At 72.7% G+C, this 20,943-nt stretch carries 16 protein-coding genes; 9 read left to right on the top strand and 7 right to left on the bottom strand.

Annotated features, from left to right (window positions below):
• Positions 1-16: 16 nt before the first annotated feature.
• A complete protein-coding gene (locus tag E0H26_RS05780) occupies positions 17-1,165 on the bottom strand; it encodes a CapA family protein (protein ID WP_131301655.1) in 1,149 nt (382 codons plus the stop codon).
• Positions 1,166-1,223: 58 nt separating this feature from the next.
• On the bottom strand, positions 1,224-1,886 hold the full coding sequence (locus E0H26_RS05775) for an adenosylcobinamide amidohydrolase (RefSeq protein ID WP_131301652.1): 663 nt from the start codon (positions 1,884-1,886) through the stop codon (positions 1,224-1,226).
• A gap of 210 nt (positions 1,887-2,096) precedes the next feature.
• On the opposite strand from E0H26_RS05775, the gene E0H26_RS05770 reads away from it, so the two are divergent.
• From E0H26_RS05770 to E0H26_RS05735, 8 genes are all read left to right on the top strand, one after another.
• Complete coding sequence (locus tag E0H26_RS05770; protein ID WP_013736306.1) at positions 2,097-2,774, top strand: Crp/Fnr family transcriptional regulator; 678 nt, start codon at positions 2,097-2,099, stop codon at positions 2,772-2,774.
• 134 nt (positions 2,775-2,908) lie between these two features.
• A complete protein-coding gene (locus E0H26_RS05765; protein WP_131301648.1) occupies positions 2,909-3,652 on the top strand; it encodes a metallophosphoesterase family protein in 744 nt (247 codons plus the stop codon).
• 100 nt (positions 3,653-3,752) lie between these two features.
• Positions 3,753-4,388, top strand: a complete 636-nt coding sequence (locus E0H26_RS05760) for a TetR/AcrR family transcriptional regulator (protein ID WP_131301645.1) — start codon at positions 3,753-3,755, stop codon at positions 4,386-4,388.
• A gap of 19 nt (positions 4,389-4,407) precedes the next feature.
• Complete coding sequence (locus E0H26_RS05755) at positions 4,408-5,259, top strand: TIGR03084 family metal-binding protein (RefSeq protein ID WP_131301642.1); 852 nt, start codon at positions 4,408-4,410, stop codon at positions 5,257-5,259.
• Positions 5,256-6,974, top strand: coding sequence for an acyclic terpene utilization AtuA family protein (locus E0H26_RS05750; RefSeq protein ID WP_131301639.1), 1,719 nt, complete (start codon positions 5,256-5,258; stop codon positions 6,972-6,974). Before E0H26_RS05755 ends, E0H26_RS05750 begins: the two co-directional genes overlap by 4 nt.
• The gene (locus tag E0H26_RS05745) at positions 6,971-8,572 is read left to right on the top strand and encodes an acyl-CoA carboxylase subunit beta (RefSeq protein ID WP_131301637.1); all 1,602 of its coding nucleotides are present in this window, start codon (positions 6,971-6,973) and stop codon (positions 8,570-8,572) included. Before E0H26_RS05750 ends, E0H26_RS05745 begins: the two co-directional genes overlap by 4 nt.
• 12 nt (positions 8,573-8,584) lie before the next feature.
• On the top strand, positions 8,585-10,564 hold the full coding sequence (locus E0H26_RS05740; RefSeq protein ID WP_131301634.1) for an ATP-binding protein: 1,980 nt from the start codon (positions 8,585-8,587) through the stop codon (positions 10,562-10,564).
• Complete coding sequence (locus tag E0H26_RS05735) at positions 10,564-11,727, top strand: acyl-CoA dehydrogenase family protein (protein WP_131302585.1); 1,164 nt, start codon at positions 10,564-10,566, stop codon at positions 11,725-11,727. The genes E0H26_RS05740 and E0H26_RS05735 overlap by 1 nt, the downstream gene beginning before the upstream one ends.
• 74 nt (positions 11,728-11,801) lie before the next feature.
• Here E0H26_RS05735 and E0H26_RS05730 read toward each other — a convergent pair whose 3' ends face one another.
• Positions 11,802-13,595: an alpha/beta hydrolase gene (locus tag E0H26_RS05730; protein WP_131301631.1), complete on the bottom strand. Its 1,794-nt coding sequence runs from the start codon at positions 13,593-13,595 to the stop codon at positions 11,802-11,804.
• A 233-nt stretch (positions 13,596-13,828) separates the two neighbouring features.
• Here E0H26_RS05730 and E0H26_RS05725 point away from each other — a divergent pair, with 233 nt between their 5' ends.
• A complete protein-coding gene (locus E0H26_RS05725; protein ID WP_131301628.1) occupies positions 13,829-14,152 on the top strand; it encodes a hypothetical protein in 324 nt (107 codons plus the stop codon).
• Between the two features lie 63 nt (positions 14,153-14,215).
• Here E0H26_RS05725 and E0H26_RS05720 read toward each other — a convergent pair whose 3' ends face one another.
• From E0H26_RS05720 to E0H26_RS05705, 4 genes are all read right to left on the bottom strand, one after another.
• A complete protein-coding gene (locus E0H26_RS05720) occupies positions 14,216-15,685 on the bottom strand; it encodes a serine/threonine-protein kinase (protein WP_131301625.1) in 1,470 nt (489 codons plus the stop codon).
• Between the two features lie 31 nt (positions 15,686-15,716).
• A complete protein-coding gene (locus E0H26_RS05715) occupies positions 15,717-16,229 on the bottom strand; it encodes a hypothetical protein (RefSeq protein WP_131301622.1) in 513 nt (170 codons plus the stop codon).
• Between the two features lie 143 nt (positions 16,230-16,372).
• Entirely contained in the window at positions 16,373-19,939 is a 3,567-nt protein-coding gene (locus E0H26_RS05710; protein WP_131301619.1) for an adenylate/guanylate cyclase domain-containing protein, read from the bottom strand.
• Positions 19,936-20,838 carry an MBL fold metallo-hydrolase gene (locus E0H26_RS05705; RefSeq protein WP_131301617.1) on the bottom strand — a complete coding sequence of 301 codons (903 nt, stop codon included), beginning with the start codon at positions 20,836-20,838 and terminating at the stop codon, positions 19,936-19,938. Before E0H26_RS05705 ends, E0H26_RS05710 begins: the two co-directional genes overlap by 4 nt.
• Between the last annotated feature and the right edge of the window lie 105 nt (positions 20,839-20,943).

Below are 20,943 nucleotides of genomic sequence, written 5' to 3'. Positions count from 1 at the left end.
CGCGTACGGGTACGGCTCAGTCCTGGTCCGGCGGGCTGATCTTGCCGGAGTCGGTGAACTGTGCACCGGTCTCCGGAAAGTCGAGCTTGGTGAGTTCCCTGAGCAGCCCGAGCCCTCGGTCGTCGGGATCCATCACCGGCTTACGGACCCCGTCCATGTACGTGGAGGCGAACGAGCCGCCCGCCCAGGTGCCGTCCGCTTCGAGGGACACCTTCAGCACCCCGCCCCAGCCGAGGCGCCCGGTGTTGCTCAGCGAGTTCCCGCCACCGGCGAAATTGCCCAGGCTGTACGCGATCAGCCGGCCCTTGTAGAACTCCATGCCGCGCAGCACGTGCGGGCCGTGGCCGACGACCAGGTCGGCACCGGAGTCGATCATCGCGCGGGAGAACTTGATCGGGTCGCCCCGGTTCTCACCGAGGAACATCTCGGTGCCCGGACGGGTCCGGGTCATCTCCGAGCCCTCGGCGCCCATGTGCACCTGCACCACCACGATGTCGGCCTGGGTGGCGGCCTTCTCGATCACCTTCTTCGCGGCCGGGATGTCCACCAGGCTGTTCGACCAGCGGTACGACGAGAAACCGGCCACCGCGACCTTGACGCCCTTGACCTCGATCACGGTGATCTGGTCGGGCGCGCCGGTGTGGGCGAGGCCGTGCTCCTCCAACGCCTGCTGGGTGTTCTCGTACCCCTTCTGCCCGAAGTCGTAGCCGTGGTTGTTGGCCTGGTTGAGCAGGTCGAAACCGGCGTCGGCCAGGTGCGCGGCGTACTCCGGCGGGGCCCGGAACTGGAAACAGCGGGTCGAGTTCGCCCCGCACTTGCCGGTGCCGGTGTCCACGGTCAACGGCTCTTCCAGGTTGCCCATCACCACGTCGGCGGCGAGCGCCTTCTTCACCGAGTCGAAGAAGCCCTTGCCGTCGTTGGGCGGCATCCGGTTGGGCGCCATCGCCATCACGATGTCGCCGGTGGCGGAGAGCGAGACCTTCTTGACCTTCGGCGTCGGCGACTCGACCGGCGCACCGGTGCCACCGCCAGCTGTACCCGGCTGCCAGATCGGCCCTTCGGCAGCAGTGGCACAACCGGCGAGCAGGACGGCGGCGAGCAGCGCACCGAGCACGGCTGCGACGGGACGGCGTGGTCCGGACGCGAGGGGGGCGGGAGCATACATCGTGGGCGACCCTACCGGGCAGGAATCCGGACCACGACGGCCGATCGGCCGGGGAGTTTCAGACCCGGAGCCGATCCGACCATGGCACGACGGTGTCGGTCCCGACGGCCAGCACCGCGGCGTGCACCGCCCGGGCCAGTGGTGCTCCCCACTCCGACCGTGGGCCGCCGTAGGGGCTGACCGGCCCGTTCGGCGGGCAGAGGACGGTGACCGCGTCGGTCGGGGTGCCGGTGCCCGGCAGGCCCAGCTCGGCGATCGCCTGCGCCTTGGCCTCGGTGGCCGTGGCCACCGCGTTCACCAGCGCGGCGTCGCCGAGCCGGGTCGGCAGGTACGCCACGATGTTGACCGTGCCGACCCGCTGCGCCGCGACCGGCGCGGCGGGGGCCGCCGCCGGAATCGGGATGCCCAGACCGACGGTGGCCCACACCTGCACTCCGGTATCGGTCCGGGTCACCACCTCACCGACGTCGACTCCGGTCAGCAGACCCACCCCGGGTCCGTCGAGGCCGAGCTGCCGGGCCAGTTCGGTCAGGTGCTCGGCGGGGTCGTCCCGGTGGTACGACATCGGCACGGTCGCGTTCAGCACCCACCGTCGTACGCCGATCCCACCGCCCAGCGGTGCGCTGCTGACCGTCCGCAGGGGTCGCCTCGTCCGCCACACAAGTAGCGGGATGTCCCATCCGTCCTCGCGTCGGGTGGTCAGCAGGGGGTCGCTCAACACGCGGTGACCCTACGACCTGTGGTCTCGTCCACCCGAGCGGGCCGGCGATCGTACTGGTCGTCGGCGACGGGCAGGTTACGCCGAACGATCAAGATTCCAGGGGTGGAGCTCTGATTACCGCTCACGTGCGCCTAGACTGATCGGCGCGCGAGGGGATCAGCGGACGGCAGACCCGGCCGAGCAGACGGCACGCGCAACCGGAGGTGCGCGATGGACGAGGTACTGGCCCGCAGCGGGATCTTCCAGGGAGTAGACCCGGAGGCTGCCGAGGCGCTCGCCAAGGAGATGGAGACGATCGAGGTCCGCAAGGGCGAGGTCGTGTTCAACGAGGGCGAGCCCGGCGACAGTCTCTACATCCTGCTGTCCGGCAAGATCAAGGTGGGTCGCCGGGCGGCGGACGGCCGGCAGAACCTGATCGCGGTCATGGGACCGTCGGACATGGTGGGCGAGCTGTCCCTGTTCGACCCGGGCCCGCGTACGGCGACCGCCACCGCGGTCACCGACAGCCGGCTGGCCCGGCTGCGCAAGCAGGCGCTGCGGCCGTGGCTGAACAACCGGCCGGAGATCGCCGAGCAGTTGCTGCGGGTGCTCGCCCGCCGGCTGCGCCGGACCAACGACGCCCTCGCCGACCTGATCTTCACGGACGTGCCCGGCCGGGTCGCCAAGAACCTGCTCCAGATGGCCGGCCGGTTCGGCACCCGCGACGGCGGCGTGCTGCGTGTGACGCACGACCTCACCCAGGAGGAGATCGCCCAGCTCGTCGGCGCCTCCCGTGAGACGGTCAACAAGGCCCTGGCCGACTTCGCCTCGCGCGGTTGGCTGCGGCTGGACGGCAAGAGCATCATCATCCTCGACCCGGAGCGCCTGGCCCGCCGCGCGCGGGTCTGACCAGTCGCCCGCGCCGCGCACCGCTCGTCCGGTCGATGCGCGGGCCGGCGGTGCCTACGCACTCCTGAACGCGGGGGCGTCTGCCCGGCGCAGAATCGCTGGACGGGGGTCCGGCCGCCGAGGACGCTGAGGCGATGCTGGAACGCGTCGCCGTCCTCTCCGACATCCACGGCGTACTGCCGGCGCTGGAGGCCGTGCTGGCCGAGCCGGACGTGGCAACGGCCGACCTGATCGTGCTCACCGGTGACCTCGCGGCCGGGCCCCAACCGGTCGAGGTGCTGGATCTGCTCGCGTCGCTCGGCGATCGGGCGTGTTGGGTGCGGGGCAACGCCGACCGGGAACTGGTCGAGGCGCGAGCCGGCCGACCGTCCCCGATCGACGTGTCGAACTGGGCCGCCGGGCAGCTACGGGAGGACCAGGCCGCACGGCTCGCCGCACTGCCGCTGACCGTCACGCGGCCCGTGGCGGGGCTGGGTGAGGTGTTGTTCTGCCACGCGACTCCGCGTGACGACGAGGAGGTCGTGCTGGTCGACAGCCGGATCGACCGCTGGGCCGAGGTCTTCGCCGGCCTTGCGCCCGAGGTGAGCACGGTGGTCGGCGGGCACACCCACATGCCGTTCACCCGGCTGGTCGACCGGCGACTGGTGGTCAACCCGGGCAGCGTCGGAATGCCGTACGGCGGCGCGGGCGCCTGGTGGGCGTTGCTTGGCCCGGGCGTCCAGTTGCGCCGGACGGGGTACGACATCGACGCCGCCTGCGCCCGGGTCTCCGCCGAGTCGGGCTATCCGGACGCCGCCGCCTTTGCCGACGAGTACCTGCGGTCCCGAAACAGCGACGTGGACGCCCTGGTCGTCTTCGGTCCGCGCGACGGGCGCTGACTTTCCGTAGCGTCGGGCGCGGCCAAGGACGCGCAGGGCGGCACCGCGAGCATAAAAAGTCAGTCTTGACTGTTTGTTTCTGGCGCGGCAGGCTGTGCCCGTGTCCACCGCATCGACCCGGATCCCTCAACAGGAACGCAGCCGGGCCACCCAGGCCCGACTGCTGGAGGCGACCGTCGACTGCCTGGTGGAGCATGGCTGGTCCGGCACCACCACCACCGTCGTCGCGCAGCGGGCGGGCGTCTCCCGGGGCGCCCAACTGCACCACTACCCGACCAGGGCGGCCCTGGTCACCGCCGCCGTCGTACACCTCACCGAGCGGCGGGCGGCGGAGCTGCGGGTCGAGGCCGAGGCCCTACCGGCCGGCCCGAGCCGGCTGGACGGGGTGGTCGACCTGCTCGCCGCCGCCTTCACCGGCCCGCTCTTCGTCGCCGCCCTCGAACTCTGGGTGGCCGCCCGCACCGACGCCGAGCTACGTGCCGCCCTGCTGCCCCTGGAGGCCCGGGTCGGCCGCGAGATGTACCGGCTGACCGTCGACCTGCTCGGGGTGGACGAGCGCCAGCCCGGCGTACGTGAGGCCGTGCAGGCCACCCTCGACCTGCTGCGTGGGCTCGGCGTGGCCAACCTGCTCAGCGACGACTCGGCCCGCCGGGCCGCCCTGCTGCACGCCTGGAAGCACCAGCTCGCCACCCTGCTCACCCCCGCGGCCGACCCGCCCGGGAGCGAGCGGCACTGACGTCCCGTCCGGAGGCACCATGGTCGACCTGCCCGCACTGCTCACCGATCTGGCTGCCGAGTCCGAGCAGCTCGACGCGCTCGTGGCGGACCTGCCAGCCCAGGGGTGGGACCGCCCGACACCGGCACCGGGCTGGACAATCGCCCACCAGATCGCCCACCTGGCCTGGACGGACCACGTGGCACGGCTGGCCGCGACGGACCCCGCCGCCTTCTCCGCCACGATCACCTCCGCACCGGACCCGGCCCGGCTGGTCGACGCCGGCGCGGAGTCGTTCCTCGCCCCACCCGCCGCGCTGCTGGACCGCTGGCGCTCCGGCCGGTCGACGCTCGCGGCGGCCCTGGCCGCCACCCCCGCCGGAGAGAAACTGCCCTGGTACGGCACCCGGATGTCGCCGACGTCGATGGTCACCGCACGGATCATGGAAACCTGGGCGCACGGCGAGGACGTGGCCGAGGCACTCGGCGTGGACCGGCCTGCCACCGACCGCCTGCGGCACGTCGCGTACCTCGGATTCCGTACTCTCGGGCACAGCTTCGCCACCCACGGCCGCCCGGTCCCCACGGCGCCGGTCCGGGTCGAGCTGTTGGCGCCCAGCGGCGGGACGACCTGGTACTTCGGCCCGCCGGACGCGGTCGACCGGGTGACCGGTCCGGCGCTCGACTTCTGCCTGCTGGTGACCCAACGCCGGCACCGCGCCGATCTGGCCCTGGCCAGCACCGGGCCGGTCGCCGACGAGTGGCTGGACGTGGCGCAGGCGTTCGCCGGTGCACCCGGCGCCGGCCGTCCCCCGCGCGTGGACCCCGCGAGCGACCGGGCCGACGGCACGGTCCGGCCGGTCGGCGCACCCACTGAGGGAGCACCGGCATGAGCCTGGCGACCGGCCCGCAGGGGCCGCTGCGCGTCGGCAATGCCTCCGGCTTCTACGGCGACCGGTTCTCCGCCTGGCGGGAGATGCTCGACGGCGGCGAGCTGGACGTGCTGACCGGCGACTACCTGGCCGAGCTGACCATGCTCATCCTCGGCCGGGACCGGATGCGCGACCCTGATCTCGGCTACGCCAAGACGTTCCTCCGGCAGTTGGAGGGCTGCCTCGGTACCGCGCTGGACCGGGGCGTCCGGATCGTCACCAACGCCGGTGGGCTGAATCCCGCCGGGTTGGCCGCCGCCGTCCGGTCGCTGGCCGAGCGGCTCGGGCTGCACGTCGACGTCGGGTACGTCGAGGGCGACGCCCTCCAGCGGCCTGACGCGCTGACCGCGAACGCGTACCTCGGCGCGTTCGGGATCGCCGCCTGCCTCGATGCCGGGGCGGACGTCGTGGTGACCGGCCGGGTGACCGATGCGTCCCTGACCGTCGGCCCGGCCATCGCCCGCTTCGGGTGGCGACACGACGACCTGGACGCGCTGGCCGGCGCCACGGTGGCCGGGCACCTGATCGAGTGCGGGGCGCAGGTGACCGGTGGCAACTTCAGCTTCTTCACCGAGCTGCCCGACGGGGGCCGTCGCCCCGGCTTCCCGATCGCCGAACTGCATCCGGACGGCTCGTCGGTGATCACCAAGCACGGCGGCACCGGCGGCGCGGTCACCGTCGAGACGGTCACCGCCCAGCTGCTGTACGAAGTGGGCGGGCCGGCGTACCTGGGCCCGGACGTGGTGACCCGGCTGGACACGGTGCGGCTGCGCCAGGACGGGCCGGATCGGGTACGGGTGTCCGGTGTCCGGGGCGAGGCGCCGCCCGACACCCTCAAGGTCGGCGTCAACAATCTCGGCGGCTTCCGCAACTCGATGACGTTCGTACTCTGCGGGCTGGACGTCCCGGCCAAGGCAGCCCTGGTCCGGGCCCAGCTGACCGAGGCGGTCGGCACGGAGGGGCTGGAGTTCACCCTGGCCCGCACCGACCACCCGGACGCGGCCGACACGGAGACGGCCAGCGCGCTGCTGCACGTACACCTGCGCGACGGTGACCGGACACGGGCCGGGCGGGCGTTCTCGGCGGCGGCGGTGGAACTGGCGCTGGCCTCCTATCCGGGGTGCACGCTGACCACGCTGCCCGGCGACGCCACCCCGTACGGCGTCTTCACGGCCGAGACGGTGCCGCAGGACGCGGTCGCCCACGTCGCCGTACTGCCCGACGGCACCCGCGTGCCGATCCCTGCGCCGTCGGTGAAGTGTTTGGAAGGGCCCCCTGTACAACACCAGGCGTTAACAGGGGGCCCTTCCTTTCACCGGACCCGGCGGGGGGCGCTGGGGGTGCTGGTGGGGGCGCGCTCGGGGGACAAGGGCGGCGACGCGAACCTCGGCGTCTGGGCGCGTACCGATGCGACCTGGGCCTGGCTGCGCGGCTGGCTCACCGTCGCTCGGCTGGCCGAACTGCTGCCGGAAACCGCCACGCTGACCGTGCAGCGCTACGAGCTGCCCAACCTGCGGGCGGTCAACTTCGTCATCGAGGGACTGCTGGGGGCCGGCGTGGCCGCCTCCACCCGGTTCGACCCGCAGGCCAAGGCGCTCGGCGAACTGCTCCGCGCCCGGGTGGTCGACCTGCCGGCGGACCTGGTCGCCGATGCCGCGTCGGAGGGGGCACCGTGAGCACACTGGAGACCGCTGTCGATCCCACCTCTGCGGCGTTCCGCGCCAACCGGGAGGCGTTGCTGGAGCGCCTCGCCGAACTGGACGCCACGTTGGACGCGGCGCGGGCCGGTGGTGGCGAGAAGTACGTGACCCGGCACCACCGCCGCGGCAAGCTGCTCCCCCGGGAACGGATCGAGTTGCTGCTGGACCAGGACAGCCCGTTCCTGGAACTGTCGTCGGTCGCCGGGTACGGCACCGACTTTCCGGTCGGGGCCAGCGTGGTGACCGGGATCGGCGTGGTCGAGGGTGTCGAGTGCCTGGTCGTCGCCAACGACCCGACGGTACGCGGCGGCGCGGTGAACCCGTGGTCCCTGGCGAAGACCCGGCGGGCCGGTGAGATCGCGCTGGCCAACCGGCTACCGATGGTGAACCTGGTCGAGTCGGCCGGCGCGGACCTGCCCACCCAGGCGGAGATCTTCATCCCGGGCGGCCGGGTGTTCCGCGACCTGACCCGGCTCTCCGCCGAGAAGATCGCCACGGTCAGCGTGGTCTTCGGCAACGCGACCGCTGGCGGCGCGTACGTGCCCGGGATGTCGGACTACACGATCATGATCCGGGACCGGTCACAGGTCTACCTGGCCGGGCCACCACTGGTGAAGATGGCCACCGGCGAGGACGCCGACGACGAGTCGCTCGGCGGTGCCGCCATGCACGCGACAAGAAGCGGACTGGCCGACTTCCTCGCCACCGACGAGCGGGACGGTATCCGGCTGGCCCGGCAGTGCGTACGCCGGTTGAACTGGCGCAAGCGCGGCCCGGCGCCGCGCACGCCACATCCGCAACCCCCGAAGTACGACCCGGAGGAGTTGCTCGGCATCGTCAGCGCCGACCTCAAGGTGCCGTTCGATCCGCGCGAGGTACTCGCCCGGCTGCTCGACGGCAGCGAGTTCGACGAGTTCAAGCCGGCGTACGGCAGCGCCCTCGTGACCGGTTGGGGTGAACTGCACGGGTACCCGGTCGGCGTGCTCGCCAACGCCCGGGGCGTGCTGTTCAGCGAGGAGGCCCAGAAGGCGACCCAGTTCATCCAGCTCGCCAACGCCGCCGACACCCCGCTGGTCTTCCTCCAGAACACCACCGGCTACATGGTCGGCACCGAGTACGAGCAGCGCGGCATCATCAAGCACGGCGCCCTGATGATCAATGCGGTGGCGAACTCGAAGGTGCCGCACCTGACGGTCAACCTGGGTGCCTCGTACGGCGCGGGCAACTACGGCATGTGCGGCCGGGCGTACGAGCCGAGGTTCCTGTTCACCTGGCCGAACGCCAAGTCGGCGGTGATGGGCCCGGCGCAGTTGGCCGGGGTGCTGTCCATCGTGGCCCGGCAGGCCGCCGCCGCCCGGGGTCACGAGTTCGACGCCGACTCCGACACGGCGATGCGGCTGATGGTCGAGCAGCAGATCGAGTCCCAGTCCGGTGCCCTGTTCCTCTCCGGCCGGCTCTACGACGACGGGGTGATCGACCCCCGGGACACCCGTACCGTCCTCGGGCTCTGCCTGTCGGCCATCCACAACGGACCGGTACGGGGCGCCGACGCCTTCGGCGTCTTCCGGATGTAGGAGAGGTCACTCATGATCAGAAGATTGCTGGTGGCCAACCGGGGGGAGATCGCCCGCCGGATCTTCGCCACCTGCCGCGCCCTCGGCATCGAGACGGTCGCCGTGCACTCCGACGCGGACGCCGACGCGCCCTTCGTCGCCGAGGCCGACCGGGCCGTCCGCCTCCCGGGGAACACGCCCGTCGAGACGTACCTCCGGATCGACCTGATCCTCGACGCCGCCCGCCGGTCCGGCGCGGACGCGATCCACCCGGGCTACGGCTTTCTCGCCGAGAATGCCGACTTCGCCACGGCGGTGACCGACGCCGGCCTGACCTGGGTAGGCCCGTCCCCGAAAGCGATCGCCGCGATGGGCGACAAGCTGGCCGCCAAGGCGCTGCTCGCCGAGGCCGGCGTCCCGATGCTGCCCAGCTGGACCGAGACCGACCAGGTCACCGACTTCCCGGTGCTGGTCAAGGCGGCGGCCGGTGGCGGCGGGCGCGGCATGCGGATCGTCCGTGCCGCCGAAGGGCTCGCCGACGCCGTCGCCGGTGCACGCCGCGAGGCGGCGTCGGCGTTCGGCGACGACACGATCTTCATCGAGCGGTACGTCGAACGGGGTCGGCACGTCGAGGTGCAGATCGTCGGCGACCGACACAGTACGGTGCTCGCCCTCGGCGAGCGCGACTGCTCGATCCAGCGCCGGCACCAGAAGATCGTCGAGGAGGCACCGGCGGTGCTCGCTCCGCACCTGCGGGCCCGGCTGCACCAGGCCGCGGTGGCTGCCGGCCGGGCGGTCGACTACCTCGGCGCGGGCACGGTCGAGTTCCTGCTCGCCCCCGACGGCGCGTTCTTCTTCCTGGAGATGAACACGCGGCTCCAGGTGGAACACCCGGTCACCGAGGCGGTCACCGGGCTGGACCTGGTCCGGCTGCAACTGCTGGTCGCCGAGGGCCAGCCACTGCCGGTGTCCACGACCCCGCCGGCCGAGGGGCACGCGATCGAGGTACGCCTCTGTGCCGAGGATCCCGCCGAGGGATACCGCCCGGCCACCGGCACCCTGCACCGGTTCGCCGTGCCCGGGGTGACCGCCGAGTTCGGGCCGTGCCACGGCCTGCGGCTCGACTCCGGGGTGCTCGACGGTTCGGTGGTGGGCGTGCACTACGACTCGATGCTGGCCAAGGTGATCGCGTGGGCGCCCACCCGCGCCGAGGCGGCCCGCGCCCTGGCCGGCGCCCTCGCCCGGGCCGAACTGCACGGCGTCACCACCAACCGGGACCTGCTGGTCCGGGTGCTGCGCAGCCCCGAGTTCGGGGCGGCGGCGGTCGACACCGGCTTTCTGGACCGGCACCCGGAGGTCCGCGCGCCGCTGCTGCCACCCGCTGAACTCCCGCTGGTCGCCCTGGCCGCCGCGCTCGCCTCGGCGGCCGCCCGGCGCGCCGCCGCCCCGGTGCTGGCCGGGCTGCCGTCGGGCTGGCGCAACGTGCCTGCCTTCCCGCAGGTCACCCGATTCACCGGCCCGGACGGCGGCGAGATCGAGGTCCGCTACCGGTTGGACCGCGCTGGCCAGCTCGCCCAGTGGTCGACGTCGCCGCCCGCCGGTGACGCCGCCACGGCCACCGGCGTCGAGGCGGACCCGGAGCAGGTCGTGCTGGACGTGGCCGGGGTGCGGCGGGGGTATCGCGTACACCGGGTCGGATCGGAGGTCTTCGTGGACGGCCCGGACGGGGCGGCGCGGCTGGCCGAGTTGCCGCGGTTCCCGCTGCCCGGCGCGGCGTTGGCCGCCGGGTCGCTGCTCGCCCCGCTGCCCGGTGCGGTGACCCGGGTGCACGTCGAGGTCGGTCAGCGGGTCGCCGCCGGTGACCTGCTGCTGACCCTGGAAGCGATGAAGCTGGAACACCCCGTGTTCGCCCCGACCGACGGCGTGGTCACCGAGTTGCCGGTACCGCCCGGCGGGCAGGTCGACACGGGTGCCGTGCTGGCCGTGGTCAACCCGTTCGAGGAGGCATCGTGATGAACTTCGACCTCAGCCCGGAACAGGACCAGCTCCGCGAGGCGGTACGGGCGCTGGGCCGACGCTACGGCCACCGCTACTTCGTCGAGAAGGCCCGGGCCGGCGAGCACACCAGCGAGCTGTGGCACGAGGCGGGCCGGCTCGGCTACCTCGGCGTCAACATCCCCACCGAGTACGGCGGTGGTGGCGGCGGCATCACCGAGCTGGCCATCGTCTGCGAGGAACTGGCCGCCGCCGGTTGTCCACTGCTGCTGCTCGTGGTCTCCCCCGCCATCGCCGCCACCGTCATCCACCGGCACGGCACCGAGGAGCAGCGCAAACGTCACCTGCCCGGGCTGGCCGACGGTTCCCAGAAGATCGTCTTCGCGATCACCGAGCCCGAGGCGGGGTCGAACTTCCACCGCCTCGCCACCGTGGCCCGCCGCGACGGCGACGACTGGCTCCTCTCCGGGCGCAAGTGCTACATCTCCGGGGTCGACGAGGCGCAGCACGTGTTGGTGGTGGCCCGGACCGAGGACGCGGCGAGCGGCAAGCTCAAGCCCGCCCTCTTCGTGGTGCCCACCGACGCGCCCGGACTGACCCGGTCCAAGCTCGACATGGAGATCCTCTCCCCGGAGAACCAGTTCCTGCTCTACCTGGACGACGTACGGCTGCCCGCCGACGCGCTGATCGGCGAGTCTGTCGACGCCGGCCTGCCGGCGCTGTTCTCCGGGCTGAACCCGGAACGGATCACGGTCGCCGCGATGGGCGCCGGCACCGGCCGGTACTCCATCGAGCGCGCGTCGGAGTACACCGCCACCCGGGCGGTCTGGGGCGGCCGGACCATCGGCTCCCACCAGGGGGTGTCACACCCGCTGGCGCACGCCGCCGTGCAGGTCGAACTGGCTCGGCTGATGATCCAGAAGGCGGCGGCGCTCTACGACGCGGGCCGCGACCTGGAGGCGGGAGTGGCCGGCAACATGGCCAAGTACTCGGCCGGCGAGGCGGCGGCGTTGGCCGTCGACACGGCGGTCCAGGCACTTGGCGGCGCCGGCATGACCACCGAGTACGGCGTGGCCACCCTGCTCGGGGCGGTACGCGCCGGCCGGATCGCCCCGGTCAGCCGCGAGATGATTCTCAACTTCGTCGCCCAGCACGTCCTCGGCCAGGACAAGTCGTACTGACCGCGCGGCCGGAACGGGCCGGGGTACGGCGGGCGACCCGAACGCCCGTCGTACCCCGGCTTGTCGAACGTAACTCAGCGACCGGTCAGCGTCCCGATCGGCAGCGGCGCCACCACCGGCGGTAGCTGCTTCGGTGCGCCACGGCGCGGTGCGCCCTGCGCGGCCAGGTCGCTCTTGGACACGTCGGCCCGCACGGCCGCCCCGAACTCGGGCAGCTCGTCGAAGGGCTGGATGTCACCCTTGCAGACCTTGCCCTTCTTCGGCAGCGTCAGCCGCAGCAGGTACGCGTCGATGGCATCGGTCGCGCAGGCCGACGTCCCGTACGCGGTGTGCCCCCAGTTGTCGCTGGACAGCAGCCGGCTGTTCGGCAGCAGCTTGGCCGAGGCGACCGCCCCGTTGTAGTTGGTGGCGGGGTCCCAGTAGTTGCCGACCACCAGCACCGGGTTGGCGGTCCGCCGGTTGAACGGGCCGGTGAACCGGTCCTCGTCGCGGACCGTCCAGGTGTCGCGGGCGCACGGGGCGCTCGCCCAGGACCAGAGCCGACCGAAGTACGGGTCACGCTTGTCGGCCTTGGCCGCCCGCGCCGGCCAGGAACCGGCGTCCTTGGGGTGGTTCGCGTCGGTGCAGTCGACGCCGAGGAAGGTCTCCAGGCCGTTCTCGTACGGGAAGTCGAAGGCCCGCCTCGTCTCCCCCGCCTTGACCGCGCGCTGGACCACCGCGACGCGGGCCCGCTCGCGGGTCGCCTTCGCCGCCGCCGGGTCGGTCAGCGTCAGCACATCCTGGGTGAGGTAGGCGACGTCCACATAGCCGTACGGGCCGTAGAGCCCGCCGAGGATGTAGGAGATGAAGTCCGCGTAGGTGAAGGTGAACGTGCCGAAGTCCGGGTCCTCGATCACCAGCGGCTTGGCCTGCAGCCGCTTGGCCGCCGTCTCGAACAGGGCGGCCGGGTCACCGTAGGCCAGCGGGCAGAGTTCCAGCCCCGCCGGCTTGCACCGCTTGAGGATCTCCCGCAGCGCCTTGGTGGCACCCTGCGCGCTGCGCATCCGGTCCTCCTGGAGGAGGTCGCCGGACTTGCCGGTGCCGAACCACGCCGTCGGGTCCAGCACGCCGTCGATCACCAGGGCGCGAACCCGGTCGGGGAACATGTTCGCGTAGTACTGCCCGAGCACGCTGCCGTAGCTGAAGCCCAGGTAGTTGAGCTTCTTGTCACCGACGGCCCGGCGCAGCACGTCCATGTCCCGGGCCACCTCGGCGGTGGACATCGCACCGCTGAGCGGCTTGCCCGTGGTGGAGCAGGCCTTGCCGACCCGGATCGAGGCGGCGACGTACGCCTTCTCCTCGGCCTTCGTGTACGGGAAGGCGACGTTCAGCCCCTCGTACGCCCGGGTCTGGTCCTTCACCGACTTGAAGCACCGGACCTGGTCGCTGGCGCCCACACCACGCGGGTCGACCCCGACGATGTCGAACCGGTCGAGCAGCCCGTCTCCCAGGAAGTACGGCGCGGCGAGCGCGATGCTGGTGCCGGAACCGCCCGGCCCACCCGGGTTGAGGAAGAGGCTACCGATCTTGCGCTTCTGGTCGCGCGCCTTGACCCGCAGGACCGCGACCTCGGTGGTCGCGCCCTTCGGCTTGTCGTAGTCCAGCGGCAGGTCGACAGTGGCGCACTCGGCGTAGTCGTAGCACTTGTACCAGTCGAGCTTGGGCGTGGGCACCCGGTCGACGCGCAGCCGCTCCTTGACGCTCGTGCGATGTGACACGGTCGCGCCAGCGATAGTGGTCGGGGCGGCAGCGGCGGGTGCGACCGCCATTCCGGCGAGCAGTACGCCCGCGACACCTGCTGCGGCCAGGGTCCGGATTGGTCGTGGCATGTGGACGCCTTCCGGTGGGGAAAGGGACACGTCGAGTCGAGACTCGACCATCGACACTCTAGAGATTCCGCGCAATGAACACCGGCCGGCAAAGCCCTTCTTTGCCACATTTCAGCCGCCGATGTAACGGACTGTTCACTCCGAGCGCTGTTATCAGCCCTTGTTACCAACTGTTATGACACCCGCACGGCACCCGTAGTTGACAGATCGACAGTCCCCGACATTCTGGACGGGTGAGACGCTTCCCCGATGCCCGAACCGTCGCGGTGGTCGCGGCCGTCGCGGCATGCTGGTTGCTGGCGTCACTGGTCGCCGGACGCCGACAGGACCTGCTCGGTGTGGCGATGGCGCTGCTCTGCGTACTGCTGGCCACCGTCGCCGGGGTGGCGGTGGCCGCAGCCCGCCAGCACGATGCCGAAGCCGTACCCGACCCCGCGCAGCCGCCCGGGTCCACCGAGGCCACACCGCCCGGAGTGGACGCGGACACGCTGGAAACGTTGGGTGACCGCGAGGCGGTCCGCGCGATGCGGGCCCGCTACCGCCGCGACGACCAGTAGGCGACGGTCAGCGGGCCACCCGGCCGGCGGGCAACCGTGGCCGACCCGATCGTCGCCGCCGAGTCAGCCGCCGGTGAGGGTCGGCGAAGCCAGCCCGTCCAGCCCACGGCCGGCCAGGCAGCGGTAGGTGCGGTCGGCGTCCGCGTCGGCCGGCGGCAGCACCTCCAGGTTCCAGCCGGTCGCCTGGCGGACCCCGCTGACCAGCCGGAACGTCTCCTCGTTGCAGACCCGCTGGACAGTCGGGTCGGCGATGATCTCGTCATGGCCGGCCCCGGCCAACTCGGCGGGCAACTCCCCCTGGGCGTAGCTCTCCCAGGTGTGCCGGGTGTCGCACGGCACCTGACTGGCCTGGGCCCGTTGACCACGCACCTGCACCGGCCCGAAGCACTCCAACTCCTCCGCGCACCGGGCACCGCTGGGCAGCGCCTCGGGCACGGCGGCGCAACCCGGGCGAAGTACGCCGGTCGCCGACGGGCGAACCGGGAGGGTGGGCTGCCCCGACGGGATGCCACCGGCCGCCCAGGCGCCGACCCCCGCCGAAGCGGCCAGCGCCACCACACCGGCCGCGCCGAGGAACCAGCGCCGCCGGCGACTGCGCTCGGTCGAGACACTCTCGGCCGGCTGGCCGGAAGGTGACGGGGAACGAGCGGCGTCGTACCGGGCACCGCCGAATCCGATCGGTGCGGCCTGGGCGTTCGCCCCGGGTGCCCCGAGCGGTAGGCCGGCCAGCAGGTCGCGCAGCTCCGCTGCGGACGGTCGCTCCGCCGGATCGTTGGCCATGCCGGCGCGGAGCACGTCGACCAGTTCATCCGGAATTCCGGGCAGGCTGGGGATCGGCTGGTGGAACATCTCCAGCACGGTGACCAGGCTCGGATTGCGCTCGGCCTGCCAGCGGGGCGGGCGGCCGTGCATGACCGCGTAGAGCGTGGCGCAGAGCGCGTACACGTCCACGGCCGGCGACGGCGGGCTGTGGTTGAACATCTCCGGCGGGGCGTATGCCGGGGTGAGCACCTCCAGGGCGACCGAAGCGTCGCGCATCTCGGCGACCACGGCCAGCCCGAAGTCGGCCAGCACCGCCGTGTTGAAGTGCGAGTAGAGGATGTTGGCCGGCTTGACGTCACGGTGCAGCACACCGGCACCGTGCGAGTGGGCGATCGCGTCGGCGATCTTGACGCCGAGGTCCCGGGCTTCGACGGCGTCCAGCGGCGAGGTACGCATCCGTTCGGCGTACGACCCGTCGCACAACTCCATGATCAGGTAGGGGTGCTGGTCGATGGTGACGCCGACGTCGAACAGGTCGACCACGTGCGGGTGCGAGGACATCCGGCCGGCGGCCCGCGCCTCGCGCAGGAAACGGGCCTGGTCCCGCTCACTGCCCAGGGTGCGGTTCTCCACCTTGACCGCGACCTCACGGTCCACCGAGATCTGGGTGGCCCGGTAGACCGTCGCGTAGCCACCCCGGGCAAACACCTGCAAATCAGTCAGACCAGGCACAATGGGCGTCGGCAAGGCGCCGGGCGGCGTGTCGGTCACAGTATCGAAAATACCCAACCGCGCCGGGCGCTCAGCGAACCGCATCGGCGGCCGGCCCCACGCCCGACGTTCCCGCACCACTGTGTTCCGCCGACGACGACGCCGAACCCGTGGCATCGTCAGCGGCCGGGGCTGCGGCGTCACCGCCGCGCCGAGCGTCCCACCAGAGGCCGGCGGCAGTGGCCAGCGCGCCCACGCCCTCCCACGCCGCCACCCCGAAGAACCGGCCAGGCGCCACGTCGGCCAGCACCGCGAGGGTGAACACCGTGAAGGTGACCAGCCGGAAGACGACCGTGAAACGGTAGAACGCGCGCCACTCGGTGGCGGTGGCGAGCAGGTAGTAGACGCCCATGTTGAACGAGGCCATCGACGAGGCGGTCACGAACACGCCCGTGTAGTCCCCGGCCGCCCGGGTCTCCGGTATCTCGAAGCCGAGCATCCCCAGCAGCGCTTCCGGCCAGAGCAGCCCGACCGCCCCCATCACCAGCGCCAACACGCCGAATACCGCGATCGTCCAGCCGGCAACCGAGCGCGGCAGCCTCATCTGAGCCCTCCCCCTTGACGGCACAGCCGTCAATATTGACCGTCGCGTGCAACATGCACGCTAGCCGCCACCCCCGACGGATCACATCACCGAAACCGACAGACCTGCATCTGCCGTACCAACCCGCCTGTTCGGTGAGGTTTTCAGCCGGCGGTACGCAGGCGGGTGAGCAACGCGTCGGCTGCGGCCCGCTCGCTGCGCTGCTCGGTGGCGTACGCCAGCCGGACCGCCTCTTCGGCCCGGGCCGTCGCCTCTGCCGAACGGCCGCACGCCGCCAACGCCTCGGCGAACACACTGACCGCGATCACCTGACTGCGCACGTCCTCGGCCGGCACGTGCACCGCCCGACGGGCCCAGTCCAACGCCTGCTCGCACTGCCCGTGCGCGAGCAGCGCCGAGGCGTACCGGGCCATCGACTGCCGACGGGAGAACAGCAGCGAGGGCGTGCCCGCCGCAGCGGTGGCGACCGGCGCGAGCAGCCCGACCGCGGTACCGGAGTCGCCGGCCGCCAGCCGGGCGGTCGCCAGCAGCACCCGGGGAGCCACCTGCGCCGGTGCCTGCGGGTTGTGCGGCTCCACACTGGTGAGCACGGCTCGCGCGTCGCGTTCGGCGGCGGCGCCGTCACCTGAGTCCAACGCCACGAAGCCGCGCAGCGTGCCGGCCATCCCGGTGAGCAGCGGGTGACCCGTCCGGCGGGCGTACGCCAACGCGTCGGTGAACAGGTCGGCGGCGTGCTCCGGCTCGCCCAGCCCTCGGGCGACCACCCCGCGTACGACCAGGGCGAAGCCCTGCCCCCAGTCATCCGAGGCGGCGGCGAATTCCCGGTACGCCCGCCGGGCCTCCCGATCGGCGTCCGCCAGGTCACCGAGTTCCGCCTTGGCGTACGCGTCGACCGCCCGCAGGGTGCCCACCGCCCACGCCTCGCCGACCCGCTCACCGAACGGCAGGAAGATCCGGGCCAGCCGGTGCGCCTCCCGTAGCCGGCCGGCGAGCAGCCGGGCGAACGCCGTGGTGCCGCGCAGCCACGCCCGGCCGTACGGATCCTTGAGTTCGGCGAAGAGTCGGGCGGCCCGGCCGAGGACGGCGTCCGTACCGGCGAAGTCTCCCCGGGTGGTGGTCACCCAGGCCAGGTTCTGCAACGACCACGCCTGCCCGCGACGGTCCTTCGCCGCCAGGCTGACCTGGTACGAGGCGGCCAGTCGACTACTCGCCTGGCCCAGCCGGCCGGCGAGGAAGTCAGCCATGCCCAGCCGCCGCATCGCCGACGCCCGCAGGGTGGGCAGGTCGGCGACGGTGGCCACCTGCAACGCCTCCCGCCAGCAGTTCTCCGCCCGCCGCAGGTCACCCATCACCTGCTGGGCCTGCCCGGCGAGCAGCAGGGCACTGATCCGGGTCGCCGCCTGGTCCCCGGCGTTCGCCGCAATCTTCTCGGCGTACGACAGCGCATCGGTGGCCCGCCCGACCTGGAGCAACGCCCGGGCGTAGACCACCCGGTCACCGCCCGGCACCTCGCCCCGGGCCACTTCGGCGGCGCGCTCGGCGTACTCGACGGCCAGCGCCGGCTCGCCCTCCTGCAGGGACCGGCGCGCGGCGCGGCCGAGCGCGGCGACGCCCAGCGGTGCGACCGCCCGGGCCGGCGCGTCCGGGCGCAGGGTGACCGCGTCGGCGAGCGCGGTGGCCCGCTCGACGTGGCCGGCCACGAAGTCGTCCCGGGCCGCGTCGGCGAAGCCACCCGGCCCGCCCGTCGCGCCCTCCTGCGGGGCGGCCCAGCGAGCCAGCGCCGCATGTCGCTCGGCCAACTCCGCCTTGCTGACACCGGAGTAGGCGGCCTCCCGCATCAGCGGGGTGGCGAAGGCGTACCCCGTCCGGGTGCGGTGCAGCATCCGGCGTTGCAGCAGTTCCTCCACGGCCCGTTCCAGCTCGACGGCGACCACCGCGGCCGGCCGGCCGTCCCGGGCCACGCGCTGCTCCCGCAGCGCCTCCAACGCACCGTCGGGCACCGTGTCGCCGACCACCGCCGCGTCACGTAGCACCGCACGGGCCTCGGGCGGCAGGGCGTCGATCCGAGCCGCGAGCACCGCCGCGAGGTCGCGGGAGAGCAGCCGGCTGCCGAGCGACCCGGGGGCCAGCCGCCAACTGTTGCCCAGCCCGGCGGTCAGCGCGCCACGCTCCATCAGCAGGGTGACCAGTTCGGCCAGGTAGAAGGGATTGCCCTGGGCGGTGGCGAGCAGCCGGTCGGTGTCGGCCTGGGGCAACCGCCCACCACCGAGGTAGCTGGTGAGCAGCCGGGCCGCGTCGGCGCCGCGCAGCGGCGGCAGCGCGTGCACCTCGGCGTCCGCGACCCGGGTCAGCGTTCCGGCGGTACGCACCAGTTCGGGTCGCCCGAGCAGCAGCACCAGGACCGAACCGTTGAGCCGGGACAGGGTGACCTCCAACGCCCGGATCGTCTCGCTCGTGGCGTCGTGCAGGTCGTCCACCACCACCATCAGCGGCGCCTCGGCGGCGAGTGCGCTGAGCAGGTCGGCCACCGCGTTGGGCACGGCGTCGGCGTCGGCCGACGACGGCGTGCTGCTCCAGTCGACCTGGTCGGTGCCGTCCGGCAGTTCGGCGTACCCGAGCAGGGCCAGCAACTGGTCGACGGCGACCGGGGCGGGCTCGGTGCGGGACCGGCTGAGTCGCTGTCCCAGCCGCCGCAGCCGCTCCTCCACCGCGGGTCGGGTGAGTGCGGTGGCCGCGTCGTTGGGCAGGCCGGCGGCGGCGCGGACCAGGTCGGCGAGGGGGGCGAGCCGCCGACGCTCGCCGAACGCGGCACACCGTACCGACAACACCCGGGCCCCGGTGTGCGCGGCGTACCGTCCGGCGCCCACGTCGTAACCGGCGGCGAGGCGTTCCGCCTCGGCGGCGAACCGGGACTTGCCGATGCCCGCCTCGGCGGTCATCAGCAGCACCCGTGGCTCGCCCCGGTCGATCACCTCGGCCAGCCGTCCGGCGACCCGGCCGATCTCGGTCTCCCGGCCGACGTAGGGTGCCTCGTCACCGAGCCCGGAGCGGGTGCCCGGCGCGTCCAGCAGGCCGAGCAGCTCGTACGCCTCGACCGGCTCGCGCTTGCCCTTGAGCCGCAACGGCCGCAGCGCCCGCCAGCTGGCCACGTGTCGGGTGGCCGCGGCGGTCCGGGCCCCGGCGTAGACCGCACCGACCGCGGCGGCGTCGGCCAGCCGGGCGGCGGTGTTCACGGTGTCGCCGATGACCGTGTACTCGATGGCGGCCTGGATGCCGGCGATCACGTCGCCGGTGTTCAAGCCGACCCGCAGGCCCAGCGGCGCACCGCCGCCGCGCTCGTCGTCCAGCACCCGGCGCACCGCCCGCTGCATGGACAACGCGGCGCGTACCGCCCGCTCGGCGTCGTCCTCGTGGGCGACCGGGGCACCGAAGACCGCCATGATCCCGTCACCGGTCAGCTTGTCGACGTGCCCGCCGAAGGTCTTCACCGCCCCGGCGAGGGCGGCCAACACCCGGTCGGTGACCGCGCCGACCCGTTCCGGGTCGAGATCCTCCGACCAGGAGGTGAAGTCGGACAGGTCGCCGAAGAGTACGGTCACCACCCGCCGTTCGGCGGCCGGCAGGGTCGCGGCGGCCGGCAGCGCGGCGCCACAGTTGTGGCAGAACCGCGCGCCGGGTACGGCGACGGTTCCACACACCGGGCAGGTCACGGTGTGTCCAACCCCACGGCGTCACCGCCGGATTCCCGACCCAGGTATTCCAGTTGGGCGCGCACCGACCACTCCGCCGCCCACCACAGCGACCGGTCCACGTCGGCGTAGACCTTCGCGACCACCTCCGCCGCGGTTTCCGCGCCCGCGTCGAGCGCCGCCCGGACCTGGTCGAGCCGGGCCCGCCGGTGGGCGAGGTAGAAGTCGGCGGCGGCGCCGCAGTCGGCCAGCGCCGGGCCGTGTCCCGGCAACGCCGGGATCCCCCGGTACGCCGAGAGCAGTTCCAGGCTGGCCAGGTAGTCGCCGAGGTGACCGTCCGGATGGGCGACCACGGTGGTGCCCCGGCCCAGGATGGTGTCGCCGGTCAGCACCACCTGCCGGCCGTCATGCTCGACCAGCAGGCAGATCGAGTCGGCGGTGTGCCCCGGCGTCGGCACCAGCCGGATCGACAGCCCGTGCCCGTCACCGCCCAGTTCGCTGCTCTCCGGCCCGCTGCTCTCCGGCCCGCTGCTCTCCGGCCCGGTGCTGGCGGGTCGGGTGCTGGTCGGGCGGGTGCTGGGTAGCGGCGGGGCGCCGATGCTGTGTGCGGGGTCGACGGCGCGGACCGGCACCCCGCCGAGCAGTTCGCTCAGCCGGGGAGCCGCCTCGGTGTGGTCGGGGTGTCCGTGCGTGATCAGCACCAGACCGATCGGCCCGTGCGCGGTGATCGCGGCGAGATGCGCCTCGTCGTCCGGCCCCGGATCGACGAGTACCCCGTACTGGGCACCCGGGCCCCGCAGCAGCCAGGTATTGGTGCCGTCCAACGTCATCTGCCCCGGGTTGGGTGCCCGCAACAACGTCACCCACTCCGGCAGTTCGCTGGCGAGGGCGGTCACCGCCCCCGTCACATGCCCTCCCATGGCTGCGATCGTACGACCCCGCCGACCCGGCTCCGCGATCTTGCAGTTTCGGTCCCCGATTCGCCCTCGTTAGCGCTCTTCGTCCCGACCAAAACTGCAAGATCG

This window comes from Micromonospora zingiberis (assembly GCF_004331455.1).
GTDB classification, from domain to species: Bacteria; Actinomycetota; Actinomycetes; order Mycobacteriales; family Micromonosporaceae; genus Micromonospora; species Micromonospora zingiberis.
Note: the sequence above shows the minus strand (reverse complement) of the source record. Positions and strands in the feature narration are given on the sequence as shown.

Excerpts from the sequence above, each read along its gene's own strand:
- E0H26_RS05750 (WP_131301639.1), top strand. The coding sequence starts at position 5,256 with ATGAGCCTGGCGACCGGCCCGCAGGGGCCGCTGCGCGTCGGCAATGCC.
- E0H26_RS05735 (WP_131302585.1), top strand. The coding sequence starts at position 10,564 with ATGAACTTCGACCTCAGCCCGGAACAGGACCAGCTCCGCGAGGCGGTA.
- E0H26_RS05780 (WP_131301655.1), bottom strand. The coding sequence starts at position 1,165 with ATGTATGCTCCCGCCCCCCTCGCGTCCGGACCACGCCGTCCCGTCGCA.
- E0H26_RS05770 (WP_013736306.1), top strand. The coding sequence starts at position 2,097 with ATGGACGAGGTACTGGCCCGCAGCGGGATCTTCCAGGGAGTAGACCCG.
- E0H26_RS05715 (WP_131301622.1), bottom strand. The coding sequence starts at position 16,229 with ATGAGGCTGCCGCGCTCGGTTGCCGGCTGGACGATCGCGGTATTCGGC.
- E0H26_RS05755 (WP_131301642.1), top strand. The coding sequence starts at position 4,408 with ATGGTCGACCTGCCCGCACTGCTCACCGATCTGGCTGCCGAGTCCGAG.
- E0H26_RS05730 (WP_131301631.1), bottom strand. The coding sequence starts at position 13,595 with ATGCCACGACCAATCCGGACCCTGGCCGCAGCAGGTGTCGCGGGCGTA.
- E0H26_RS05705 (WP_131301617.1), bottom strand. The coding sequence starts at position 20,838 with ATGGGAGGGCATGTGACGGGGGCGGTGACCGCCCTCGCCAGCGAACTG.
- E0H26_RS05765 (WP_131301648.1), top strand. The coding sequence starts at position 2,909 with ATGCTGGAACGCGTCGCCGTCCTCTCCGACATCCACGGCGTACTGCCG.
- E0H26_RS05740 (WP_131301634.1), top strand. The coding sequence starts at position 8,585 with ATGATCAGAAGATTGCTGGTGGCCAACCGGGGGGAGATCGCCCGCCGG.